At 58.3% G+C, this 21,096-nt stretch carries 18 protein-coding genes; 10 read left to right on the plus strand and 8 right to left on the minus strand.

The window, feature by feature from the left end; translation table 11 throughout:
* Positions 1-99: 99 nt before the first annotated feature.
* Positions 100-426 carry a DUF1820 family protein gene (locus NAT21_RS09820; RefSeq protein ID WP_250937861.1) on the minus strand — a complete coding sequence of 109 codons (327 nt, stop codon included), beginning with the start codon at positions 424-426 and terminating at the stop codon, positions 100-102.
* A 294-nt stretch (positions 427-720) separates the two neighbouring features.
* Here NAT21_RS09820 and miaB point away from each other — a divergent pair, with 294 nt between their 5' ends.
* The 6 genes from miaB to NAT21_RS09850 all read left to right on the plus strand — a co-directional run bounded on the left by miaB (position 721) and on the right by NAT21_RS09850 (position 7,021).
* A complete protein-coding gene (gene miaB / locus NAT21_RS09825; protein WP_250937864.1) occupies positions 721-2,064 on the plus strand; it encodes a tRNA (N6-isopentenyl adenosine(37)-C2)-methylthiotransferase MiaB in 1,344 nt (447 codons plus the stop codon).
* A gap of 124 nt (positions 2,065-2,188) precedes the next feature.
* Positions 2,189-3,196: a PhoH family protein gene (locus NAT21_RS09830; RefSeq protein ID WP_250937866.1), complete on the plus strand. Its 1,008-nt coding sequence runs from the start codon at positions 2,189-2,191 to the stop codon at positions 3,194-3,196.
* Positions 3,193-3,684 (plus strand): rRNA maturation RNase YbeY, encoded by a 492-nt coding sequence (ybeY, locus tag NAT21_RS09835; RefSeq protein WP_250937868.1) that lies wholly within the window; start codon positions 3,193-3,195, stop codon positions 3,682-3,684. Before NAT21_RS09830 ends, ybeY begins: the two co-directional genes overlap by 4 nt.
* Positions 3,681-4,589: a CorC family transporter gene (locus NAT21_RS09840; protein ID WP_250937870.1), complete on the plus strand. Its 909-nt coding sequence runs from the start codon at positions 3,681-3,683 to the stop codon at positions 4,587-4,589. The genes ybeY and NAT21_RS09840 overlap by 4 nt, the downstream gene beginning before the upstream one ends.
* Before the next feature lie 158 nt (positions 4,590-4,747).
* On the plus strand, positions 4,748-6,283 hold the full coding sequence (gene lnt, locus NAT21_RS09845; protein WP_250937873.1) for an apolipoprotein N-acyltransferase: 1,536 nt from the start codon (positions 4,748-4,750) through the stop codon (positions 6,281-6,283).
* Between the two features lie 3 nt (positions 6,284-6,286).
* Positions 6,287-7,021, plus strand: a complete 735-nt coding sequence (locus tag NAT21_RS09850; protein ID WP_250937875.1) for a YdcF family protein — start codon at positions 6,287-6,289, stop codon at positions 7,019-7,021.
* Positions 7,022-7,040: 19 nt separating this feature from the next.
* Here the strand turns inward: NAT21_RS09850 and NAT21_RS09855 are convergent, their stop codons facing one another.
* Positions 7,041-7,577 carry a zinc ribbon-containing protein gene (locus NAT21_RS09855; RefSeq protein ID WP_250937877.1) on the minus strand — a complete coding sequence of 179 codons (537 nt, stop codon included), beginning with the start codon at positions 7,575-7,577 and terminating at the stop codon, positions 7,041-7,043.
* Positions 7,578-7,823: 246 nt separating this feature from the next.
* Here NAT21_RS09855 and leuS point away from each other — a divergent pair, with 246 nt between their 5' ends.
* Genes leuS through holA form a run of 3 tightly spaced genes read left to right on the plus strand, consistent with a single transcriptional unit; the run spans position 7,824 to position 12,033 of the window.
* On the plus strand, positions 7,824-10,403 hold the full coding sequence (gene leuS, locus NAT21_RS09860; RefSeq protein WP_250937878.1) for a leucine--tRNA ligase: 2,580 nt from the start codon (positions 7,824-7,826) through the stop codon (positions 10,401-10,403).
* Between the two features lie 51 nt (positions 10,404-10,454).
* Positions 10,455-10,997 carry an LPS-assembly lipoprotein LptE gene (locus NAT21_RS09865; protein WP_250937879.1) on the plus strand — a complete coding sequence of 181 codons (543 nt, stop codon included), beginning with the start codon at positions 10,455-10,457 and terminating at the stop codon, positions 10,995-10,997.
* A complete protein-coding gene (gene holA, locus NAT21_RS09870; protein WP_250937880.1) occupies positions 10,969-12,033 on the plus strand; it encodes a DNA polymerase III subunit delta in 1,065 nt (354 codons plus the stop codon). Before NAT21_RS09865 ends, holA begins: the two co-directional genes overlap by 29 nt.
* On the opposite strand, the gene NAT21_RS09875 is transcribed toward holA, so the two are convergent.
* The 6 genes from NAT21_RS09875 to NAT21_RS09900 form a co-directional block, all read right to left on the minus strand.
* Entirely contained in the window at positions 12,030-13,100 is a 1,071-nt protein-coding gene (locus tag NAT21_RS09875; protein WP_250937881.1) for a LacI family DNA-binding transcriptional regulator, read from the minus strand. The two genes, holA and NAT21_RS09875, sit on opposite strands and share 4 nt — an antisense overlap.
* Before the next feature lie 92 nt (positions 13,101-13,192).
* Positions 13,193-14,809 (minus strand): glycoside hydrolase family 13 protein, encoded by a 1,617-nt coding sequence (locus tag NAT21_RS09880; protein ID WP_250937883.1) that lies wholly within the window; start codon positions 14,807-14,809, stop codon positions 13,193-13,195.
* A gap of 101 nt (positions 14,810-14,910) precedes the next feature.
* Positions 14,911-16,011 carry an ABC transporter ATP-binding protein gene (locus tag NAT21_RS09885; protein ID WP_250937886.1) on the minus strand — a complete coding sequence of 367 codons (1,101 nt, stop codon included), beginning with the start codon at positions 16,009-16,011 and terminating at the stop codon, positions 14,911-14,913.
* A gap of 34 nt (positions 16,012-16,045) precedes the next feature.
* Positions 16,046-16,837 (minus strand): carbohydrate ABC transporter permease, encoded by a 792-nt coding sequence (locus NAT21_RS09890; protein ID WP_407658242.1) that lies wholly within the window; start codon positions 16,835-16,837, stop codon positions 16,046-16,048.
* A gap of 47 nt (positions 16,838-16,884) precedes the next feature.
* Entirely contained in the window at positions 16,885-17,853 is a 969-nt protein-coding gene (locus tag NAT21_RS09895; protein WP_250937891.1) for a carbohydrate ABC transporter permease, read from the minus strand.
* 24 nt (positions 17,854-17,877) lie between these two features.
* Positions 17,878-19,137 (minus strand): ABC transporter substrate-binding protein, encoded by a 1,260-nt coding sequence (locus NAT21_RS09900; protein ID WP_250937894.1) that lies wholly within the window; start codon positions 19,135-19,137, stop codon positions 17,878-17,880.
* A 254-nt stretch (positions 19,138-19,391) separates the two neighbouring features.
* Here NAT21_RS09900 and NAT21_RS09905 point away from each other — a divergent pair, with 254 nt between their 5' ends.
* Complete coding sequence (locus NAT21_RS09905; RefSeq protein WP_250937897.1) at positions 19,392-20,999, plus strand: carbohydrate porin; 1,608 nt, start codon at positions 19,392-19,394, stop codon at positions 20,997-20,999.
* The last annotated feature ends 97 nt before the right edge of the window (positions 21,000-21,096 follow it).

Genomic DNA, 21,096 nt, shown 5'->3' on the forward strand with positions numbered 1-21,096 from the left:
TTGGACAACAGCCAACCCTGCATCGGCGGAGGGCCGAATGACCTGCCGCGAGCACAGATTGATCAATTTTTAACCAAACTGACATCAAAACGTCATTTATCAGTCTTCCCTCCCTCCCCAGTGAGGAGGCGTTGGAAAGGGAGACACATTTCCTGTTGCCTTGACGGCTCGCGCCTCGCCCTCGCGCTCTACTTCGTCAATGCGGACAACCATGTTCAAGGGAATATAACTGCGTTGCACGCCTTCGAAGGCCTTGCGCAGCTTCTCGACGGCCGGGTCGACCACCACCGAGGATGCTTCCCCGAACACGATGCCTTCAACTTCCAGAAAGCCCCATAGCTCGCTTTGATAAATTTCGCGGGCATACAGCTCCCAGACTTCACCCTGCTGATGAAAAATCACCCGATACATTGCTTTGACTGGCATGCGAGCCTGCTTCCTCCACGAAAAAAATCCGGGTTAATGATACAATTTTGCGAGTCTACCACAGAGCCCTGGCCCTGCACCTGCCCCACTGGTCGAGCGCACTCACGCGCCGTATAATGCTGCCCAAACGACCAGAACGCATCATCATGGCCGCATCGGCCCGCTCACACCCGACCGTGCACTGCCCACCTCTCTGCCACCGCGCGGATGTTGACATCACCGCAGCGATGCTTCGACGTTACTGGTTCATCACTCATGACAGGCCCTGGTGCCTGCGATAAAACGGCTTTTGACATGACGAAGAAACTCTTCATCAAGACCCACGGCTGCCAGATGAACGAGTACGACTCTGCCCGTATGGCAGATCTGCTCGGTGAATCGCACCAGATGGAACTGACCCACGATGAAAACGAAGCCGACGTGGTGCTGCTTAACACCTGCTCGATTCGTGAAAAGGCACAGGACAAGGTATTTCATCAGCTGGGCCGGTGGAAAAAGCTCAAGGCCAAAAACCCTGACCTGGTAATTGGCGTAGGCGGCTGTGTCGCCAGCCAGGAAGGCAGCAACATTCAACAGCGCGCCCCTCATGTCGACATGGTGTTCGGTCCGCAAACGCTGCACCGTATCCCCGACATGCTCAATAGCCAGGAAGGCAAGCGCATCTCGGTCGTTGACGTGACCTTCCCCGAGATTGAAAAGTTCGATCACCTGCCCAAACCCAGTTCCGATGGGGCCACGGCCTTTCTATCCATCATGGAGGGCTGTTCAAAATACTGCAGTTTCTGCGTGGTGCCCTATACCCGGGGCGAGGAAATCTCGCGGCCGTTTGAAAGTGTCATGAAGGATGTCATTCATCTGGCAGACCAGGGTGTACGTGAAATCAACCTGCTGGGGCAAAATGTCAACGCCTATCGCGGGCTGAACCAGCAGGACGAGGAAATCGACCTGGCCGAGCTGATAGCCTGTGTGGCTGCGGTCGAGGGAATTGACCGCATTCGCTTTACCACCTCACATCCGGTCGAATTTTCCGACAGCCTGATCGAGGCCTATGGCGAGATTCCTGAACTGGTCAGCCACCTTCACCTGCCGGTGCAATCCGGGGCCGACCCGATTCTGAAAGCCATGAAGCGCGGCCACACCCGTGAGGAATACATTGCCAAGATGGAACGTATTCGTGCCCTGCGCCCGGACATCAGCTTTTCGTCGGATTTCATCATCGGTTTTCCCGGTGAAACCGAGCAGGACTTTCAGGACACCATGGCACTGATCGAACAGATCGGATTCGACATGTCCTTCAGCTTTGTGTACTCGAAACGACCCGGCACACCCGCATCGGACCTCGAGGACACGACCCCTGAAGACGTGAAGAAGCAGCGTCTGGCGCTGCTTCAGGCACGGATCAACGAGCAATCCATGCAGATCTCACGCCGAATGGTCGGCAGGGTCGAACGCATTCTGGTCACCGGATTTTCGCCCAAGGACCCGAGTGAGCTGTCAGGACGCACCGAGAACAATCGAGTCGTCAACTTCAAGGCTGCCAACCCGATCGACATGATCGGCTACTTTGTGGATGTCACCATCACCACGGCCTATCCCAACTCCCTGCGTGGCGAGCTGGTTTCCGAGCAGCGCTACTGATTCGATCCCGCATCTCACCGGTCAGGCCTGGAAACGGGCCTGACTCGCCCTGTGTTATTGCCCCCTGCTGCCTTCACACAGTAAGCTGCCCTTATACATCCAACAACCTGCATGGACATCCAACTTGAGCCAGAACGCCAGCAACGCACATCGCATTCTTCAGCTGTCGCTGGAACCCAACGACCCGATGAGACTGGCCAACCTGTGTGGTCAGCAGGACGAGCACCTGAAGCTCATTGAGGGCCGCCTTGACGTCACGGTCAGAAACCGTGGCAACGCCTTTCAGATTGCCGGCCCTCAGGTCAAGACCCGGGCAGCAGCCAATGTCATCGAACACCTGTATCGCGAAACGGCTACCGAAGAATTGTCACCGGACACGGTACACCTTTATCTTCAGGAATCAGGCATAGAGGCGCTGGAGGAAGAGGATGCCAGCGACGAGTCGGCCGGCGGTGTAGTGATCCGCACGCCACGGGTCATGATCAAGCCTCGCGGTCTCAATCAGCAAAGCTACGTTCAGTCCATTCACGACAACGACATCAATTTCGGGATCGGCCCCGCCGGTACGGGCAAGACCTATCTGGCCGTGGCAGCGGCAGTTGAAGCACTCAACCTGCAGCAGGTACGTCGTATCCTGCTGGTACGACCAGCCGTTGAAGCCGGTGAAAAACTGGGCTTTCTGCCCGGCGATCTGGCTCAGAAGATCGACCCCTATCTTCGCCCCCTGTATGACGCCCTGTATGAAATGCTCGGGTTCGAGCAGGTAGGCAAACTGATCGAGCGCCAGGTCATCGAGATCGCCCCACTGGCCTATATGCGTGGACGAACGCTCAATAACGCCTTCATCATTCTGGATGAAAGCCAGAACACTACACGTGAACAGATGAAGATGTTTCTGACCCGGATCGGCTTTGGCTCCACGGCAGTCATTACCGGAGATGCGACGCAGGTCGATCTTCCCAAGGGGCAGGCGTCGGGCCTTATTCACGTCATGAAGATCCTGTCGGACGTTCCCGGCATCAGCCTGACCCACTTCGCCGCCAAGGATGTAGTGCGTCACCCGCTGGTTCAGCGCATCATCGAAGCGTATGAACGGTTTGAAGCCGGCCAGGAGGATCATTCACACGAATGAACACCACCGCCTTGATTGACCGGCAGATTGCCACGGCATTTACACCACTGCCGGACGAGGACCAACTGACTCGATGGGTCGGCCTGGTTCTTGATACCGTCGGCATCGAAGATGAGCGGGAACTCACCCTGCGCTTTGTTGATGACGATGAAATGCGTGACCTCAATGCCACCTACCGCGGCAAGGATAAAAGCACCAATGTGCTGTCCTTTCCGTTCGAGGCCCCGGCCGGCATCGAGCTTCCCCTGCTGGGCGACTTGGTACTGAGCCCCCACGTGATTGACCGTGAGGCCCGCGAACAGGGCAAGACCCTGCAGGATCACTTTACACACATGGTGATTCACGGCACCTTGCACCTATTGGGTTATGATCATATCGAGGATGCCGAGGCCGAGGAGATGGAAGCCATGGAGCGACGTCTTTTATCAGAACTCGGTATCCGCGACCCCTACCTGCCATCCAAAGAGGACGAGAGACCCCCCGAATGAGCGATGATCGATCGAGTAGCCAGGGCAGCAGATCCTGGCTCGACAAGTTGCTCGGTGCATTTTCCAGCGACAGCGAAGAACCCAGCTCGGTTGACGAGCTGAAACTTTTTCTTCGCGACGTCGGCACCCGCCTGAGCCTGGACCAGGACGGCATGGCCATCATCGAAGGCGCGTTCGAAATCAGCGATCAACAGGCACGGGAAGCCATGATTCCCCGCTCCCAGATCGTTGCCATACGCGCCGACCAGTCCCCAGAGGACTTTCTCCCGATCATCATGGACAGCGCACATTCGCGTTATCCGGTGGTTGACGAGAATCTCGATGAGATTATTGGCCTGTTGCTCGTCAAGGACCTGCTGCCCCTGATCATGCAAAGCCCGGAGGAGCGTGAAAGCCTTGATATACGCACCCTGCTGCGCCCGGCCATGTTCATCCCCGAATCCAAACGGCTGAATAACCTGCTCAAGGAGTTCAGGGATACCCGCAATCACATGGCGGTCGTGGTGGACGAGTACGGCGGCACCGCCGGTCTGGTCACCATCGAGGACATTCTCGAGCAAATCGTGGGTGATATCGAAGACGAGCACGATACGGATGAAGAAGACGATATTCGTGATCTCGGTGACGGGAGCTTTGCCGTCAAGGCCCTGACCCCGATCGAGGACTTCAATGACCGCTTTGAAACGGAATTTTCCGACGAGGAATTCGATACCGTAGGCGGTCTTGTAATGCAGCGACTCGGTCATCTGCCTCGCCGGCTTGAATCGACCGACCTTAATCAGTGGCGCTTTACCGTGCTCAATGCCGATAATCGCCGGATTCGCCTGTTGAAGGCCACCCATATCGGGACCCAGGCAGCCGGGGCACCCAATGAATCCTCAACCGATTCACGAGATGACCACTGAATCGAGAGCCGCCCGCGGGCGGCTTCCGATCCCCCGATCAGCGCACTAAAAGCCCGCTTCTCCACAGACACTCGTCTTCCCTTCCTGATATTCTCACCGTCTGTATGCACCGCCTGTCGGCGAGTAGCGCCCTGTATTGACCATCCAAAAGGCCATGTATGGTATTTTCCGACCCGCTTGCCAGACGTACCTGGCTGGGCGATTTAACGGCGCTGGCCGCCGGCGCCCTGATGACCCTGACATTTGCTCCCTTTGATGCCTGGTGGCTGGCGCCGGTGCTGATGGCACTGGTCTATGCCAGCCTGCAACAGATTGCGCTGGGTCGCACCCTGTGGCGAGGCTGGCTGTTCGGGTTTGGCCTGTTTGGTGCCGGCACCTCCTGGGTCTATGTCTCGATCCATGATTACGGCTATACCGGAGTACCTCTGGCCATCCTGCTGACGGCACTGTTTGCCGCCACTCTGGCCCTGTTTTATCTGATCACCTTCGGCCTGTATCGATATTGTCGACCACGCGGTGCAGTAAACCCGTGGGCCTTTGCCGGCATCTGGGTACTGGGGGAAATGTTTCGAAGCTGGGCCTTTACCGGGTTTCCCTGGCTCTACCTCGGCAGTGCTCAGGTCGAGGCGCCCATTCGCAGTCTGGCACCACTGGGGGGCGTTTATCTGCTGAGCCTGACCGTCGCACTTTCCGGTGGTCTGTTGTATCGCCTGGTAATTCGCAGGGCCTGGTTCAATGCCATACCGCTGCTGGTTATCTGGCTCGCGCCACTGGCACTGCCCACCCTGTGGGCGACGCCTACCGGCGCGCCCCACCAGGTGGCTCTGGTGCAGGGCAATCTTCCCCAGCTGGAAAAATGGACACCCGATGGGCAACGCACGGCGGCGAACACCTACGCCACCCTGACACGCGAGCAGGCCGGCGATGCCGATATTGTGATCTGGCCTGAAACCGCTCTTCCCATGCTGGATACCCAGGCCATGCCGTTTCTTGAACGCATTCAGGCGACTCTTGCGCCCGAGGCAGCACTTGTTACAGGCGTGGTACAGCGTGATGTTGAAGGCCATTACTTCAATAGCGTGATGGCCCTGGGCAACGGAAATGGTACCTATCGCAAGGCTCATCTTGTTCCCTTTGGCGAGTACCTGCCGCTGGATTCAATGCTTCGCGGCGTGATTGATTTCTTCAACCTGCCCATGTCGAATTTCAAGGCCGGACCCGCGGCACCCGCGCCCCTCATGGCAGACGGCCTGAAACTGGGGGTAGCCATCTGCTACGAGATTGTCTATCCGGACCTCGTTCGACAGCGGGCGGCCACGTCCGACGTGCTGCTGACGGTATCCAACGACAGCTGGTTCGGTCACTCCATCGGCCCGTTGCAACACATGCAAATGGCTCAGCTACGCGCACTGGAAAACAACCGCTACCTGCTGCGCGCTACCAGCAACGGCATGACGGCCATCGTCGGTCCCTCCGGCGAAATACTGGCCGAGGCACCGCGCTTTTCAAAACAGGTGCTGACCGGCTCGATCCGGGCAATGCACGGTGCCCCGCCCTTCACCTTCTGGGGAAGCTGGCCCGCCGGCATTCTGGCAACGCTGCTTGCACTGTCGGGCATCGCGGCACGCTGGCTGGAACGTCAGCGCCGCCGGCGCAAACGCCGGGAACAACAATTTCATGACGAGCTTTACTAAGCCATGCTGAATCTTCTCAAGACCTTTGCCCTGCCTCCGGGCATCTTTCTGGTAATACTGCTGATCATTCTGGTGCTGATGCCCAAATGGCCCCGCCTGATGCGGTGGCTGGGCATCGCCACCGTGGCTCTGTTCTGGGGGCTGTCCATGCCTCCCGTCGCCAGTCTGTTGCTCAAACCGATCGAGCATATCGGTCCATCAAGTGTCGCGCAGTGGAAAAGCGCGGAAGCCATCGTGGTCCTGGGTGGAGGGCGCGATTACGGCGCCCCTGAACTGGGATGGAAGGACCGCACCAACCCCTCCTCGCTCCAGCGGCTGGATGAAGGGGCACGTATTGCTCGTCGGACCGGCCTGCCGATACTGCTGTCCGGCGGTGGCAAACAGGGGTGGACAATAAAATCAGAAGCACAGTTGATGGAGCGCAGTCTGGAGCAGGAGTTCGGCATGAGCGCTCGCTGGCTTGAAAACAACAGCAGCAATACCGAACAAAATGCTCAGTACAGTGCCAGGATACTGAAAAAGGCCGATATCAAGCGCATTGTGCTGGTCACCACGGCTTATCACATGCCGCGAGCCATGCATAATTTCGAAAAGGAAGGGCTGGACGTTGTGCCTGCGCCAGTCGGTTTTTCCAGCGATATTTCCGGTGGCGAAATGTGGTGGGCCCCGCAGCTTGACAGCCTGGCTCGCAGCCAGCTGGCCCTGCACGAATACATGGGAAGGCTGGCCGGGCGATAAAGGGCCCGGCCCTGACAGACTAACCGACGCGGATGCTGTCTCGCTTGAAGTAACGATGACCACAGCCATGACAGGCCTCCAGCAGGCTGGACGTGGTAAAGGTGACCGTTTGGTCACAATGCACACAGCGCATCCGCCCGGGAAGAGCCAGTTCCCCCTCGCAGTAGTCAGCCTGGGCGGCTTCCAGGTCATCATTGAAACGGTATTGATCGATAGCGGTACGATCAGCCATGGAAAACAGGGCCTGACGCAGCCGGTTCGACAGGTAATCCAGATCGATGCCCATCCACTGCGCCAGCCCGCCCCCGCCTTCAGCCATGAAATGGCCGAACTGGCGGACATCCCGCTCAAGCCAGGCCCGCAGCAACGATAGCTCGTCCCTGGTAAACTCCTCGACGTCAGCTTCAAAGGCAATGATTTCGTCCAGCTCGCGCGCAAGCCCCTCCTTCGACCAGCGTGAGGTATCCTCCCGCTGTTGCTCGCGCTCCCCAAACCGGGACATGGAACGCTCGTAAGCGTCCTTCAAACGCTGCTGACGATCCGGCTGATTGTTCATGACCTCACTCCTCTGGTGACTCCCCTACCTGTCGGTCGCCGACTGGGGTATGCTTGTGGCCCTGCGGGCCAGACCCTGTGGGGATAGCGACGCTGTAACGTCGCCCCCATGATCAACGGCATGCGCTCTGATCACGCACGGATTCCTTCGGCTTCAAGGTATGCTCAAAGCATAGACCATGTGACTGGCAGGCCCTCCGAAATCAACGCGATAACGCGAACACGGCAAGGTATTAAAGCGAGTACGATGGACGCACATTATTCTCCCCGGGATGTAGAACGCGAGGCTCAGAATTTCTGGGCCAAAAATCAGTGCTTCAAGGCAGTGGAAGACGCCAGTCGCGAAAAATTCTACTGTCTGTGCATGTTCCCCTACCCCAGCGGCAAGCTGCACATGGGGCACGTGCGGAACTACACCATCGGGGATGTGGTCTCGCGCTTTCAGCGCATGAACGGCCGTAATGTCCTGCAGCCAATGGGCTGGGACGCCTTCGGCATGCCTGCCGAGAATGCCGCCATCAAGAATAATGTGGCCCCTGGCAAGTGGACGCATGAAAACATTGATTACATGCGCGGGCAGCTCAAGGCCCTCGGATTTGCCTATGACTGGGATCGTGAGTTTGCCACCTGTGACGTGGACTACTACCGCTGGGAACAGTGGTTTTTCGCGCGCCTGGTCGACAAGGGGCTGGTCTACAAGAAAATGTCGACCGTCAACTGGGACCCGGTCGATCAAACCGTACTGGCCAACGAACAGGTCATCGACGGGCGGGGCTGGCGTTCCGGTGCGCTGGTAGAGCGGCGTGAAATTCCGTTGTGGTTTTTGAAGATCACGGACTACGCCGAGGAGCTTCTGGCGGATCTCGATGACGTCGAATGGCCGGAACAGGTCAAGACAATGCAGCGTAACTGGATCGGAAAGTCCAGGGGCGTCGAACTGACCTTTGGCGTGACCGGCAGCCAGGATATCGATCAGTTGACCGTGTACACCACGCGGCCGGATACGCTGTATGGCGTTACCTACCTTGGCATTGCGGCAGATCACCCGCTGGCCCTGGAGGCCTCCCGACATGTTGAAGGCCTGGAAGCCTTCCGCCAGGAATGTCGTCAGGGGGGAACCTCCGAGGCCGACATGGCGACGATGGAAAAACGCGGAATGGATACCGGCTTCAAGGCCGTGCATCCGCTGACCGGACGTGAAGTGCCCGTTTATGTGGCCAACTTCGTGCTGATGGAATACGGCACTGGTGCTGTCATGGCCGTACCGGCCCATGACCAGCGTGACCATGAATTTGCAACGCGTTACCAGCTTCCGATCGAGCCGGTCATTGCCGATGCAGCTACCGGGCAGACGCCGGACATAACCGACGCCGCCTGGACAGAGCACGGTGTACTGATCAATTCAGGCGAATTTGACGGACTGGACTTCCAGGCGGCCTTTGACGCCATCGCCGCGCGCCTCGCCGAGCTTGGCTGCGGCGAAACGCGGACCAACTTCCGCCTGCGCGACTGGGGCGTGGCGCGTCAGCGTTACTGGGGCGCCCCCATCCCGGTCAAATACGGGCCGAACGGTGAAACGGTTCCACTGACCGATGATGAACTCCCCGTGGCATTGCCGATGGAAGTCGAGCTCGATGCCAGTGGATCACCGCTCAAGAAATCCCCCGCCTTTTATGATCTGGGTGATGGATGGACGCGTGAAACCGACACCTTCGACACCTTCATGGAATCATCCTGGTATTACGCGCGGTTTTGCTGCGCCGATAACCAGGACGCCATGCTGGATGAGCGGGCCAACTACTGGCTGCCGGTCGATCTTTACATTGGTGGGATCGAGCACGCCATCCTTCACCTGCTGTACGCCCGGTTTTTCCATAAACTGATGCGTGATTTCGGTCTGGTAGACAGTGATGAGCCCTTCAAGCGCCTGCTGACGCAGGGCATGGTGATTGCCGAAACGTTCCACCGCCAGAATGCCGATGGCAGCAAGGACTGGTTCAACCCGGCCGATGTGGAAGTTACCCGCGATGACAAGGGCCGTCCGCTGTCAGCCACCCTGATCAGTGATGGTCAGCCTGTCGACATGGGTGGCATCGAGAAGATGTCGAAATCCAAGAACAACGGTGTTGATCCGCAGTCGATGATCGACCGCTTCGGGGCCGATACCGTGCGGCTCTTCATGATGTTTGCCGCCCCGCCCGAACAGTCGCTGGAGTGGTCGGATACCGGTGTGGAAGGCGCGCACCGCTTCCTGAAACGGTTGTGGCGTCTGGTGCACGAACATGTCGAGGCCGGCACACCGGCAACACTGGATACCAGCGCACTCGAGACCAGCCAGCGTGAACTGCGCCGCAAGACGCACGAAACCATCGCCAAGGCGGGTGATGACATCGGCCGACGCACCACGTTCAACACGGCCATCGCGGCCGTCATGGAGCTGACCAATGCCGTTGGTCGCTTCAACGACACCAGCCCTCAGGGACTGGCCGTAGCCCGTGAAGCCGTGGAAGCAGCCGTGCTGATCCTCGCACCGATTGTTCCTCACCTGACCCATGCCCTGTGGGGTGTGCTGGGCCATGACTCGCCCGTGATTGATGCCTGCTGGCCGGCCGTCGATGAACAGGCTCTGACCCGTGACAGCATTACCGTGGTCGTGCAGGTCAATGGCAAGGTACGTGACAAGATCGATGTATCACCGGATGCAACGAAGGATGCCATCGAAGTTCAGGCCATGGCATTGCCCAATGTTGTCAAGCATATCGACGGCAAGACGGTGCGCAAGGTCATTGTGGTGCCCGGCAAGCTGGTCAATATTGTTGCAAACTGATTATCGTGCGCCGGGCGACCCTGCCCGGCGGATTGATGCAAGGAGGCTTTGATGAATCGACGTGCATGGCTGGCCGGCACGGCAGGACTTGCAGCAGCGCTGACCCTCAGCGCATGCGGTTTTCAGCTGCGAGGCTATCAGGATGCGGCGCTGCCCTTCAGCACACTGGCCGTACAGTCACGGGATGGGGGTGGGCCGCGGGATTACGCCTACAAGTCCGTAGTCGACACGCTTGAAGGTACCAATGTCGCTATTGACAGCAATGCCCCGCTGACGCTGAACCTGGGCAGTGAATCGTTCTCCGAACATGAGCTGACCTTTGGCGATGTCGGCAGTCAGGAGCGGGAAGTCACCTACACCCTGCCCTGGTCAGTGCAACGCAGTGAGGACGGTGCCTACCTGGCTGACCAGCAGACCGTGGAAGCCACCGGAACGTACACCACCAGCACGGACCGACTTCTGTCGCGCGACAACCAGCGTAATGATCTCGAGAGACAGCTGCGCGAAGAAGCGTCCCATCAACTGATCGAGCGCCTGCAGGCCCTGGATACTACTGCCGTTTCCGATGAAAGTCTTTCCCGACAAACTCGCTGAACAGCTGGGCAAGTCTCTCGCCCCGATTTACCTGGTGGCGGGAGATGAGCCACTGATCCACATGGAAACCTGTGACCGAATTCGGGCAGCAGCCCGGAACGCAGGGATAGAGGAACGCGACGTCATGCACGTCGAGCCTCAGTTTTCATGGGGCCAGTTGCTGGAAAGCGCCAATGCCCTGTCGCTGTTTTCCTCTCGCAAGCTGATCGAGGTTCGCCTCGGCAATCAGTCTCCCGGTCAGGAAGGTGGCAAGGTTCTTGCGGAGTACGCTCAGTCGGCCAGCCATGACAACGTGCTGTTGATTACGGCCGGACGCCTTGATCGCAAGGTGCAGCAGAGTGCCTGGTTCAAGGCCGTCGACAAGGCCGGCATTTTTGTCCCGATTTGGCCGGTGGATCATCAGCGCATGGGATACTGGATCCGTGATCGGGCACAACGAGTGGAGTTGGAACTGTTGCCTGAAGCCGCCCAGTTACTGGCAGACCGCATCGAGGGCAACCTGCTGGCGGCCGATCAGGAGTTGACCAAGCTGCGCCTGCTGTATCCGGCAGGCAGCCGGCTGACAGCCGAGGCCATCGCGGCAGGCGTCGAGGACAGCGCCCGATTTGATGTCTTCACCCTGACGGATGCCTGCCTGCTCGGCGAGCGTGATCGCAGCGTACGCATCGTGCAGGGACTGAAGGCAGAAGGTATCGAAGCGCCGGTGGTTCTGTGGGCACTGGGGCGGGAGCTGCGCACGCTACTGTCACTGCGTCAACTGCTCGATCAGGGCCAGAGCCTTGAACATGCCTGCAAGGCCCAACGGCCGATGATCCCTGAAAAGCGTCGCCCAGCCTATCAAAAGGCGCTCGGCAGGCTGCCGCACAAGCGGCTCAACAAGTTACTGCTGTTCGCTCAGCGCATAGACCAGTCCATCAAGGGAGCGCATCCGCTACCGACCTGGGATGCTCTGGCCGATCTGGCGCTGACCCTTGCCGGTGGCAAGGGCCTGCTTGCCGAATGGGCAGGTGCCTACACCAGTCAGACTTCCTCCTAGCCGGCAACGGCGGGACAGGTATCCCCGACAATCAACCAGGTTGGCAGTATCACCTGCTCCTGGTCGCTCTGATCGATAACCATCAAGGCCGCCAGCCGTCCCTTGGCCCGACTGTTCTGATAGACCGTGGTCAGTATCGGCCGACGCTGCTGGCCTTCCGGAATGCCGTCGAATCCGGTCACTGCCAGCGCCCCCGGCACATCGATACCGCGCTGCTCTGCAATGGCCAGTACCGTCAGTGCCAGCTGGTCTGACATGCACAGCACCAGGTCCGGAGCATCCTCGCTCAACAGAGCCTCCACCACCGACACCGCCTCTGTAAAGGTATTGCTTTTCACGTTCCACACCGGCACCTGTTGCGGATCATGACCGGCCGCCAACAAGGCCTCATCAAAACCTGCCAGACGCTGATACGCCATGGTATTGGGCTCCATTGCAACCTGATCACGGTCATAACGCCCGGAAGACATTTCAAGTGACATGCAAAGCGCCAGTATTGCAGGGCGACGCGCTCCGCTTGCCAGCGCAAACTCCCCGATCATGTTCGACGCCGCCTGATCATCGATCTGCACGGAAGGAATATCATCCTGACGCATGTCAATCGTGACCGCCGGGCTGAAATCACCACGGGCCAGCGCAGCGGAGGTCGTGGTGGGCAGAGACCCATACACCAGGTAGCCATCCGAGATGCCATTGAATTCGTTACGAATCTCCTGACTGGCTGACTGGGTCAGCAGCAGCATGCGATACCCGTGCAAATCCAGCACCTCCGAGATACCAGACAGAAACTCGCTGGCCACACTATCTGTCAGGCTGTGACTCAGGTTATCGGCCAGCATGATCCCGATAATGCGACTCTGGCCGGTGCGCAGGCTACGACCAAGACTGTCCGGGCCCTGATAACCCAGCGCACGGGAAGCTGCCAGCACCTCTTCACGCAATTGACTGGATAACTGGTCAGGGCGGTTAAAGGCATTGGAAACGGTAGCGGTGGAGATATTCAGATAAGCAGCGACGGATTTCAGCGTAGCTCGCCGAGGGGCCGTAGCATTCCTTTGCTTTTTCAATCGAAGCTCTCTTCATGAGGGGGCTACCCAAGTATGCAACCACACTCGATCGTCAAACAAGGCAGGGCCGATAAATCCGCCCTGCCCTGATCTCAGGCGCGCAGCCAGACAGCCGCGTTGGCGGGAATACCGTCCTGGAAGGTGTTATCAGGCAGGCTGGTCACCAGAACATCTCCCTCGGGCATCGGCACCGTCTGATCCCCCAGGTTGATGACCAGTCTCACCCCCGCATTGACCAATGACAGAACAGCCTCCTGCTCGACAGGTTGCCACTCGACCTCCCCGCGCCCCAGTTGATGAGCCTGCCGCAGTTGCAGCAACTGACGATACAGGGAAAGCATGGAGGTATCATCGTGCTCCTGCTGGTCTACTGCATAGCGCGCATAGCTTTCAGGCTGGGGTAACCAGGGTGTTTTTTCGCCACCAAAGCCCAGTACGGGCGCATCGGCCTGCCAGGGCAGTGGCACTCGACACCCATCACGGCCGATTTCCCGGCCCTGCGTGCGATGGAAGGTCGGATCCTGACGGTATTCGGAGTCCATGGTGGTATGGTCCGGCAGCCCGAGCTCCTCCCCCTGGTACAGGTACGCCGATCCCGGCAGTGCCAGCGTCAGCATGATCAGGGCACGGGCACGGCGATACCCCAGCGCTTCGTCCGGCTGCGGGTCCTGAGCGGTCAGCCCGTTCGGGCGCGCACCGGGGTCGGCCAGCCCCAGTCGCGATGGGTGACGTACGCCATCATGGTTGGACATGACCCAGGTGGGTACCGCACCGACACTGGCAGACTGCGCAATGGAAGTATCGATCACCTGTTTCAGTGCCTTGCTGTTCCAGCGCGTCAGCAGGTAGTCAAAGTTGAATGCCTGCTGCATTTCATCAGGGCGGACATAACGGGCCAGGCGTTCCTGCGGATGAACCCAGGCTTCTGCCACCATCATCCGGTCGCCATCATACTCATCAAGCACCTTGTGCCATGCCCGATAGATCTCATGAACCCCATCCTGATCCCACATTGGCCCCCGGTTGCCCCCCTCGATCATTGACTGATCACCTTCAAAATCAGGCAGGCCTTCCTGCTTGATCATGCCGTGTGCCACATCCACACGGAATCCATCGACGCCCCGATCCAGCCAGAAGCGCAGTACGGATTCAAACTCTTCGCGCACTTCGGGATTGGTCCAGTCAAGGTCCGGCTGACTGCTGTCAAACAGGTGCAGATACCACTGATCCTCGCCCTCTACCCGGGTCCAGGCTGGACCACCAAAAACACTTTGCCAGTTATTGGGGGGTTGCTCGGCATGTTCCCCACGGCCCGTCCTGAACATGTAGCGAGCCCGCTCCCTGCTGTTCGGGCCTGCCGCCATCGCCGCCTTGAACCAGTCATGTTCCGAGGAGGTGTGGTTGGGCACCAGATCGACAATGATCCGCAGCCCTCGATCATGGGCGCCACTCAGCAGATCATCAAAATCCGCCAGCGTTCCGAACAGTGGATCCACGTCGCGATAGTCAGCAACGTCATATCCGGCATCCGCCTGAGGAGAGCGATAAAACGGAGACAGCCACAGCGCATCCACCCCGAGCGTCTTGAGGTAATCCAGTCTCGATGTCACGCCCGGCAGATCGCCGATGCCATCACCGTTATTATCCTTGAAGCTGCGCGGATAAATCTGATAGATCACCGCATCGCGCCACCAGGCCTGGTCAGTCATGATGTTACTCTCCCGGGACAGTTCAAAAGACTGCCCTTGATTGATGTATTGCCCGGGATGGTGCATCCGGGCGCTTGCACTGCGAGTCAGTGCGAGATCCTTTATTGACGATCGGCGCCGGTACGCGCCAGGGCACGCTCATCGCTGTCAAACAGGTGAACATGCTGCGGGTCCAGATGAAGTGACACCGTATCCCCGCGCGTGATGGGCGTTGCCGCCTCGACACGACTGGTCAGGAAGGTATCCGTCGCGTTATCCAGATAGATGCAGCACTCATTCCCCAGATATTCGACATTTACCACATCAAACCGGTTGTCTCCTTCGGGATCACCGGGCTGAAGGTGTTCAGGGCGAATACCCAGTGACAGGGATGCTCCTCTTGCGACATCCCGAGCCTGGAATGGCAGATCGATATCCCCCAGCCCAGGTACGTTGACACGACATCCGGTATCGGTGGCATCAACCAGAGTAGCCGCCATGAAGTTCATCGCCGGAGACCCGATGAATCCCGCCACGAATTTTGATGCCGGACGCTCATAAAGCGTGCGGGGCGACCCTACCTGCTCGATATGGCCGGCACGTAATACGACGATCTTGTCTGCCAGCGTCATGGCTTCCACCTGATCGTGGGTGACATAGATCATGGTCGAGCCCAGCCGGCCATGCAGCCGCGCTATCTCGTTGCGCATCTGCACGCGCAGTGAGGCATCCAGGTTGGAAAGCGGCTCATCAAACAGAAGAATGCCAGGCTCACGGGCCATGGCACGCCCCATGGCGACCCGCTGTCGCTGACCGCCGGAGAGCGCCTTGGGCTTGCGCTCAAGCAAGGGCTCAAGCTGAAGGATGCGGGCCGTTTCATTGATGCGCTCAGCCACGGTTTCCTTGCCTGCCTTTTCAAGCTTGAGGCCGAAGGCCATGTTGTCGTAAACACTCATGTGCGGATAAAGCGCATAGGACTGAAAGACCATCCCCACGCCCCGCTCCTGCGGAGTCAGGTTATTGACCCGCTGATCCCCGATCATCAGATCACCGTCCGTAATGGATTCAAGACCGGCGATCAACCGCAGCAACGTGGACTTGCCGCAGCCGGAAGGCCCGACAAACACCACAAACTCACCATCTTCAATACTCAACGACACGCCATTGATGACATGGGTACTACCAAAGCGCTTACTGACATGATCAAGCTGTACGCTGGCCATGGCTACTCCTGTTTATCCTGCCCGAAAGTGGGAATTATCCTTTGACGGCACCGGCAGTCAGCCCGGACACGATCCGTCGCTGAAAAATCAGTACCAGTATGACCAGCGGCACGGTCACGATGACGGATGCAGCCATGATGGGCCCCCAGGGCAACTCGTACTGGCTGCCACCGGAGATCAGCGCAATCGCCACCGGCACGGTGCGCTCGGAATCGGTCAGCGTGAACGTCAGGGCAAACAGGAATTCATTCCAGGCCGCAATGAATGCCAGCAGCCCCGTGGTTGCCATCGCCGGCCACATCAGCGGCATGAAGACCTTCGTGAGCGTAATCCAGGGCGATGCGCCATCCATGATGGCCGCCTCTTCAAGCTCATCGGGCAACTGCCGCATGAACGTGGTCAGCACCCACACCGTGAACGGCAGCGTAAAAATGGTGTAACTCAGAATCAGGCCGCCCGGCGAATTGTAGAGATTGAGCGTTCGGATCACTTCAAAAAGGCCTGACAGCACCGCCACCTGAGGAAACATCGACACGCCGAGCACCAGCATCATGACACGAGTACGGCCCCTGAAGCGCACGCGGCCCAGCGCATAGGACGCCGTCAGTCCCAGCAGCAGGGCGATCGCCACCACGCTGACAGCCACGATGATCGAATTGCGAATGCTCGCCAGAAACGACCCCTGCGTCAGTACGGCGGTATAATTGGAAAAATCGAGGTGATCAATCCAGTAACCCACCTCAAACAGCTCGCTGGATGGCTTGAACGAAGTAATGACCGCGTAATAAAACGGGAACACGGCATACACCACCAGAACAATGACCATCAGCCAGAAGCCCAGTGTCAGCAATGCGCCCTTGATAGCCCTTGCGCTCATGAATCACCCCCCAGCTGACGCCGGCCAAGATAGAGATAGGCCACCGTGATCAGTGCGATAATCAAAAACAGCAACGTTGACGCTGCACTGCCATACCCGACGTCCTGGAACTCGACCAGCTGCTGGCGTGCATACACCGACATGGTCATGGTGGAGGAGGCATTGGAGGTCAGCACATAAATCACGTCGAACACACGCAGTGCGTCCAGCGCCCTGAAGATGACCGCCACCAGCAATGCCGGAGTGATCAGCGGTAGCGTGACCTTGAAGAAGACACGCACCGGATGGATGCCATCGACCCGCGCTGCTTCATAGCAGTCCGAAGGCAGCATCTGAAGCGCTGCCAGCACCAGCAGGGCAACAAAGGGAGTAGCCTTCCAGACATCCACGATGATGACCGCCCACATCGACAGATCCGCGTTTGCCGTCCAGGCCAGAGGCATGTCGATCAGCCCGAGGGATATCAGAATGTGGTTGATGATGCCGAACTGATCATTGAGCATCCAGGCCCACATCTTGGCCGAAACGATGGTCGGAATGGCCCAGGGGATCAGCATTGCGGCACGCACCAGGGTACGACCACGAAAGTTCGCATTGAGTACCAGCGCCACGATAATGCCCAGGACGGTCTCGCATCCGACCGATACCACGGTGAAATACAGCGTATTCCAGACCGAATTCCACCACAGTGAATCCGCCAGCACCCCGTACCAGCCGTCGTCATAGACCAGATAGTTTTCAAGACCGATAAAGCTTGCCCCACCCATCTGGCTGAGACTCGCATCGGTCATGCTGAACCAGAAGGTACGCATCAGCGGCCAGCCGGCCACCAGCAGCAAACCGATCAGCATCGGGGTCAGGAAAATCCAGGCCGCTCTAACGCGGCGACGCCTGACCCGTGTTCCCCTTTCCCGCCCCGAAGGGCGGGAGGTATTGCCTGCAACGGCAGTATCGTGTGAAGCCATGGTACTTACCCCTTCAGGTCAGACTTACCAGCGACGCCGCTTGACGCGATCCAGATCGCCTTCAAGTGCTTCAAGGCCCTGCTCAGCCGTGGTCTGACCGGAAAGCACCTTGTGAACCGTATTGAAAAACGCATTGGATACTCGGGGATACTTATCCCGTGTCACTGCTGACGGGCGTGCAACCGCCGACGTGAAGGTGGTATAGAGCGTGCCGAAGAAAGGTGCGGCCTTGAGTACGTCCTGATCCTTGTACAGCGCAGCGATCGTCGGGTTATAAGCCCCTTCCAGCGCGCGGCGCTTCTGCTCCTCGGGGCTGGTCAGGAATGCAACCAGTTGTGCTGCCAGCTCCGGGTGATCACTGTAGCGCGATACCGCCAGATTCCAGCCCCCCAGACCGGCAGCGTGCTGACCATCATTGCCGCCTTTGGGCAGCTGGGTTACGCCAACCTTGTCCTTGATATCACTGGCATCAGCCTGCGCCAGCGACCAGGCATAGGGCCAGTTACGCATGAAGACGGCATTGCCTGACTGAAAGACACCCCGTGCTTCTTCCTCGGTGTAATTCAGCACACCCGGCGGTGAAATCGTGTTGACCCATGTGGAAGCGAGCGTCAGCGCCTTAGCAGCCTGGGGGTTATTGACCGTCACCTCCCCCTCGTCATCGACGATGGTGCCGCCACCGAAGGAGGCAATCCATTCCAGTGCATTCACGGTCAGGCCCTCATAGGCGCTGCCCTGAAAGACATACCCCCACATGCCTCCCTTGCCCCCATCACGCTCGGCCTGTTGAATCCGTGTGGCAGTATCGGTCAACGCCGTCCAGGTCTCGGGGACCTCGGCATCATATTTCTCCAGCAGGTCTTTGCGGTAATACAACACGCCCGCATCCGTGAACCAGGGCATGGCGACCAGCCTGCCATCGACCGTATTACTGTCGATAAGAGTGTCAAAGAAACCATCCGTCGCGTTTTTTGGCAGGTACTTTCTCAGATCCACCAGATGCGATCCCAGCATGCCCGGCCAGACGATATCGATCTGCATGACGTCGATATCGCTTGATTGCGCATTAAGGATCTGTTGATAGAGCGACAGGCGCTCCGTAGAGGAATTGGGAGTCGACACCACATTCACGGTATTCCCCGTTTTGGCCTCCCACTGCTGGACTCCCTCCTTGCAAAGCTGCAATTCGGCACCTACCGCACCACAGGAAATCGTCAGTTCTGCTGCCATGGCAGGTCCAGCGACCGCCATCATCACCCCTGCTGCCAATACTTTAAGCTTCATCGCACTACCCTCCGGGTCAACACCGGCCCGAGGAACAGTAGCCGGTTTTCTTAATCGATTAAGTTCGACTGGAATCTAGTTTTTCGTGACCAAATAAGCCATTAGACCTTCGGGCATTATCTTTTCGTCATAACGACCATTGGCTAAATGCCATCACCGTCTTAAACGTTTAAGTTTCACCCGTTCGCCTGCCCTCTTTCGCAGGACGAGCACCGGGAACGCTCCAATAATCATAAAATCAGGGATCACATCTCATGGTGCCCAAATTTACCTGCAAGCCCCTGGCCATGGCCGTTGCACTCGCCCTTGGCACAGCTACCCCCGTGATGGCCTTCGCCGCTGACAGCGCACTTGAACAACGCCTGGCAGACCTTGAAGCGCGTATCGCCGCCTCCGAACAGCGCGCCAGAAACGCTGAAGCCACCGCTGAACGACTTCAGGCGCAGCTAAGCAATACGCGCGCGCAACAGCAGAACAACGCCCCGGTGCTGGAACCCGATGCACGTACGGCCAGAGCCCCGGCGCCGAGTACCACATCGGCGCCGGACATGGAGCAGCGCGTCGCCAGCATCGAGAGTCGTCTGGACAGCGAACTGGGATTGAGCCTGAACGGCTATGCCCGTGCAGGGCTGCTGTTCAATGATGATTTCACAGGCACCGAAGGCGGCCCTTACGTTACCCCGGCAGGCTCGGTAGGGGGCCCGGTCGGTCGTCTGGGCAATGAAGACGATAACTATGTAGAAGTCGTGCTGGAGCACCGCGCCAAATATGACAATGGCGCCACCTCGCTTTACAAGGTGATGCTGGCCGACGGTGTCGAAAACAGCAATGACTGGACCGGCGGTGACAACAGCCTGAATGTTCGCCAGGTATTCGCCGAATTCGGCAACCTTCCGGACTTTGGAGGCCCGTTTGAAAATGCCTCGATCTGGGCCGGTAAACGCTTTGATCGTGACAACTTCGATATTCACTGGCTCGACAGTGACGTCATCTTCCTCGCCGGTACCGGGGCAGGTATCTATGACGTCCAGTTCACCGATGACTGGAAAAGCAACTTCTCGCTCTACGGACGGGATTATGGCTACTTCGGCAACAGCAATAACGGCCTGAACGACAGTGAGGTTGAAAGCTACATTCTGACGGCCAACAACTACTTCGGTAACTGGCAGTGGATGGTCAATGGCCTGACGGCCAAGGACAATGCCGAACGTGATGTCGGCGAGTTGCCACCGGATCCGCGCTCCGATCTGGCAGAGCACGGTGAGCACACCATGGTGGCTTACCACGGCGACAGCTTCTTCGGAGTGGGTGAAGGGAGCTTCAAGGCCGCCGTCCTTTACGGTCACGGGCTTGGTGCACAGGTCAAGAGCCTCGGTAGCGACGGCAACCTGACCGAAGATGCTGAATCCATTCGTCTGGCAGTGTATGGCACGACATACATCGCCCCGACATGGCGCTTTGCCCCGATGCTGATGGCAGAAAGCAGCAAGGACCGTTACGTCAGCGGTGACAGCTACAAGTGGCTGACACTTAGCGCGCGCCTGGCCAACGAACTGTCCGAAAACTTTGAAATGCAATATGAAGCCAGCTGGCAGACGATGGACCTTGACCCGCGTGGCTATAACAACTTCAACCCTGTGGACGGTGACTACATGAAATTTACCGTCGCGCCGACCTTCAAGCCTCAGGTGGGTGGGTTCTTTGTACGGCCCGAAATTCGTCTCTTCGCCACCTACACCGACTGGGACAGCGAGCTGAACCGCTATGCGGCTGACAGTGAATATGGCTCCTCCTCACTGGGCCGTCGTGGTTATGACGGCAACGAGTGGAGCTTTGGCACCCAGATGGAAATGTGGTTCTGACCGACAGTATCAACGTGTCACACCCGGCCCAATGGCCGGGTTTTTTCATGATGTGACTACTCGCACTCGTCCCAAAGACTTACAAAAGAGCACTACA

The sequence above is a fragment of the Larsenimonas rhizosphaerae genome, assembly GCF_023700005.1.
In the GTDB taxonomy this organism is placed as follows: domain Bacteria; phylum Pseudomonadota; class Gammaproteobacteria; order Pseudomonadales; family Halomonadaceae; genus Larsenimonas; species Larsenimonas rhizosphaerae.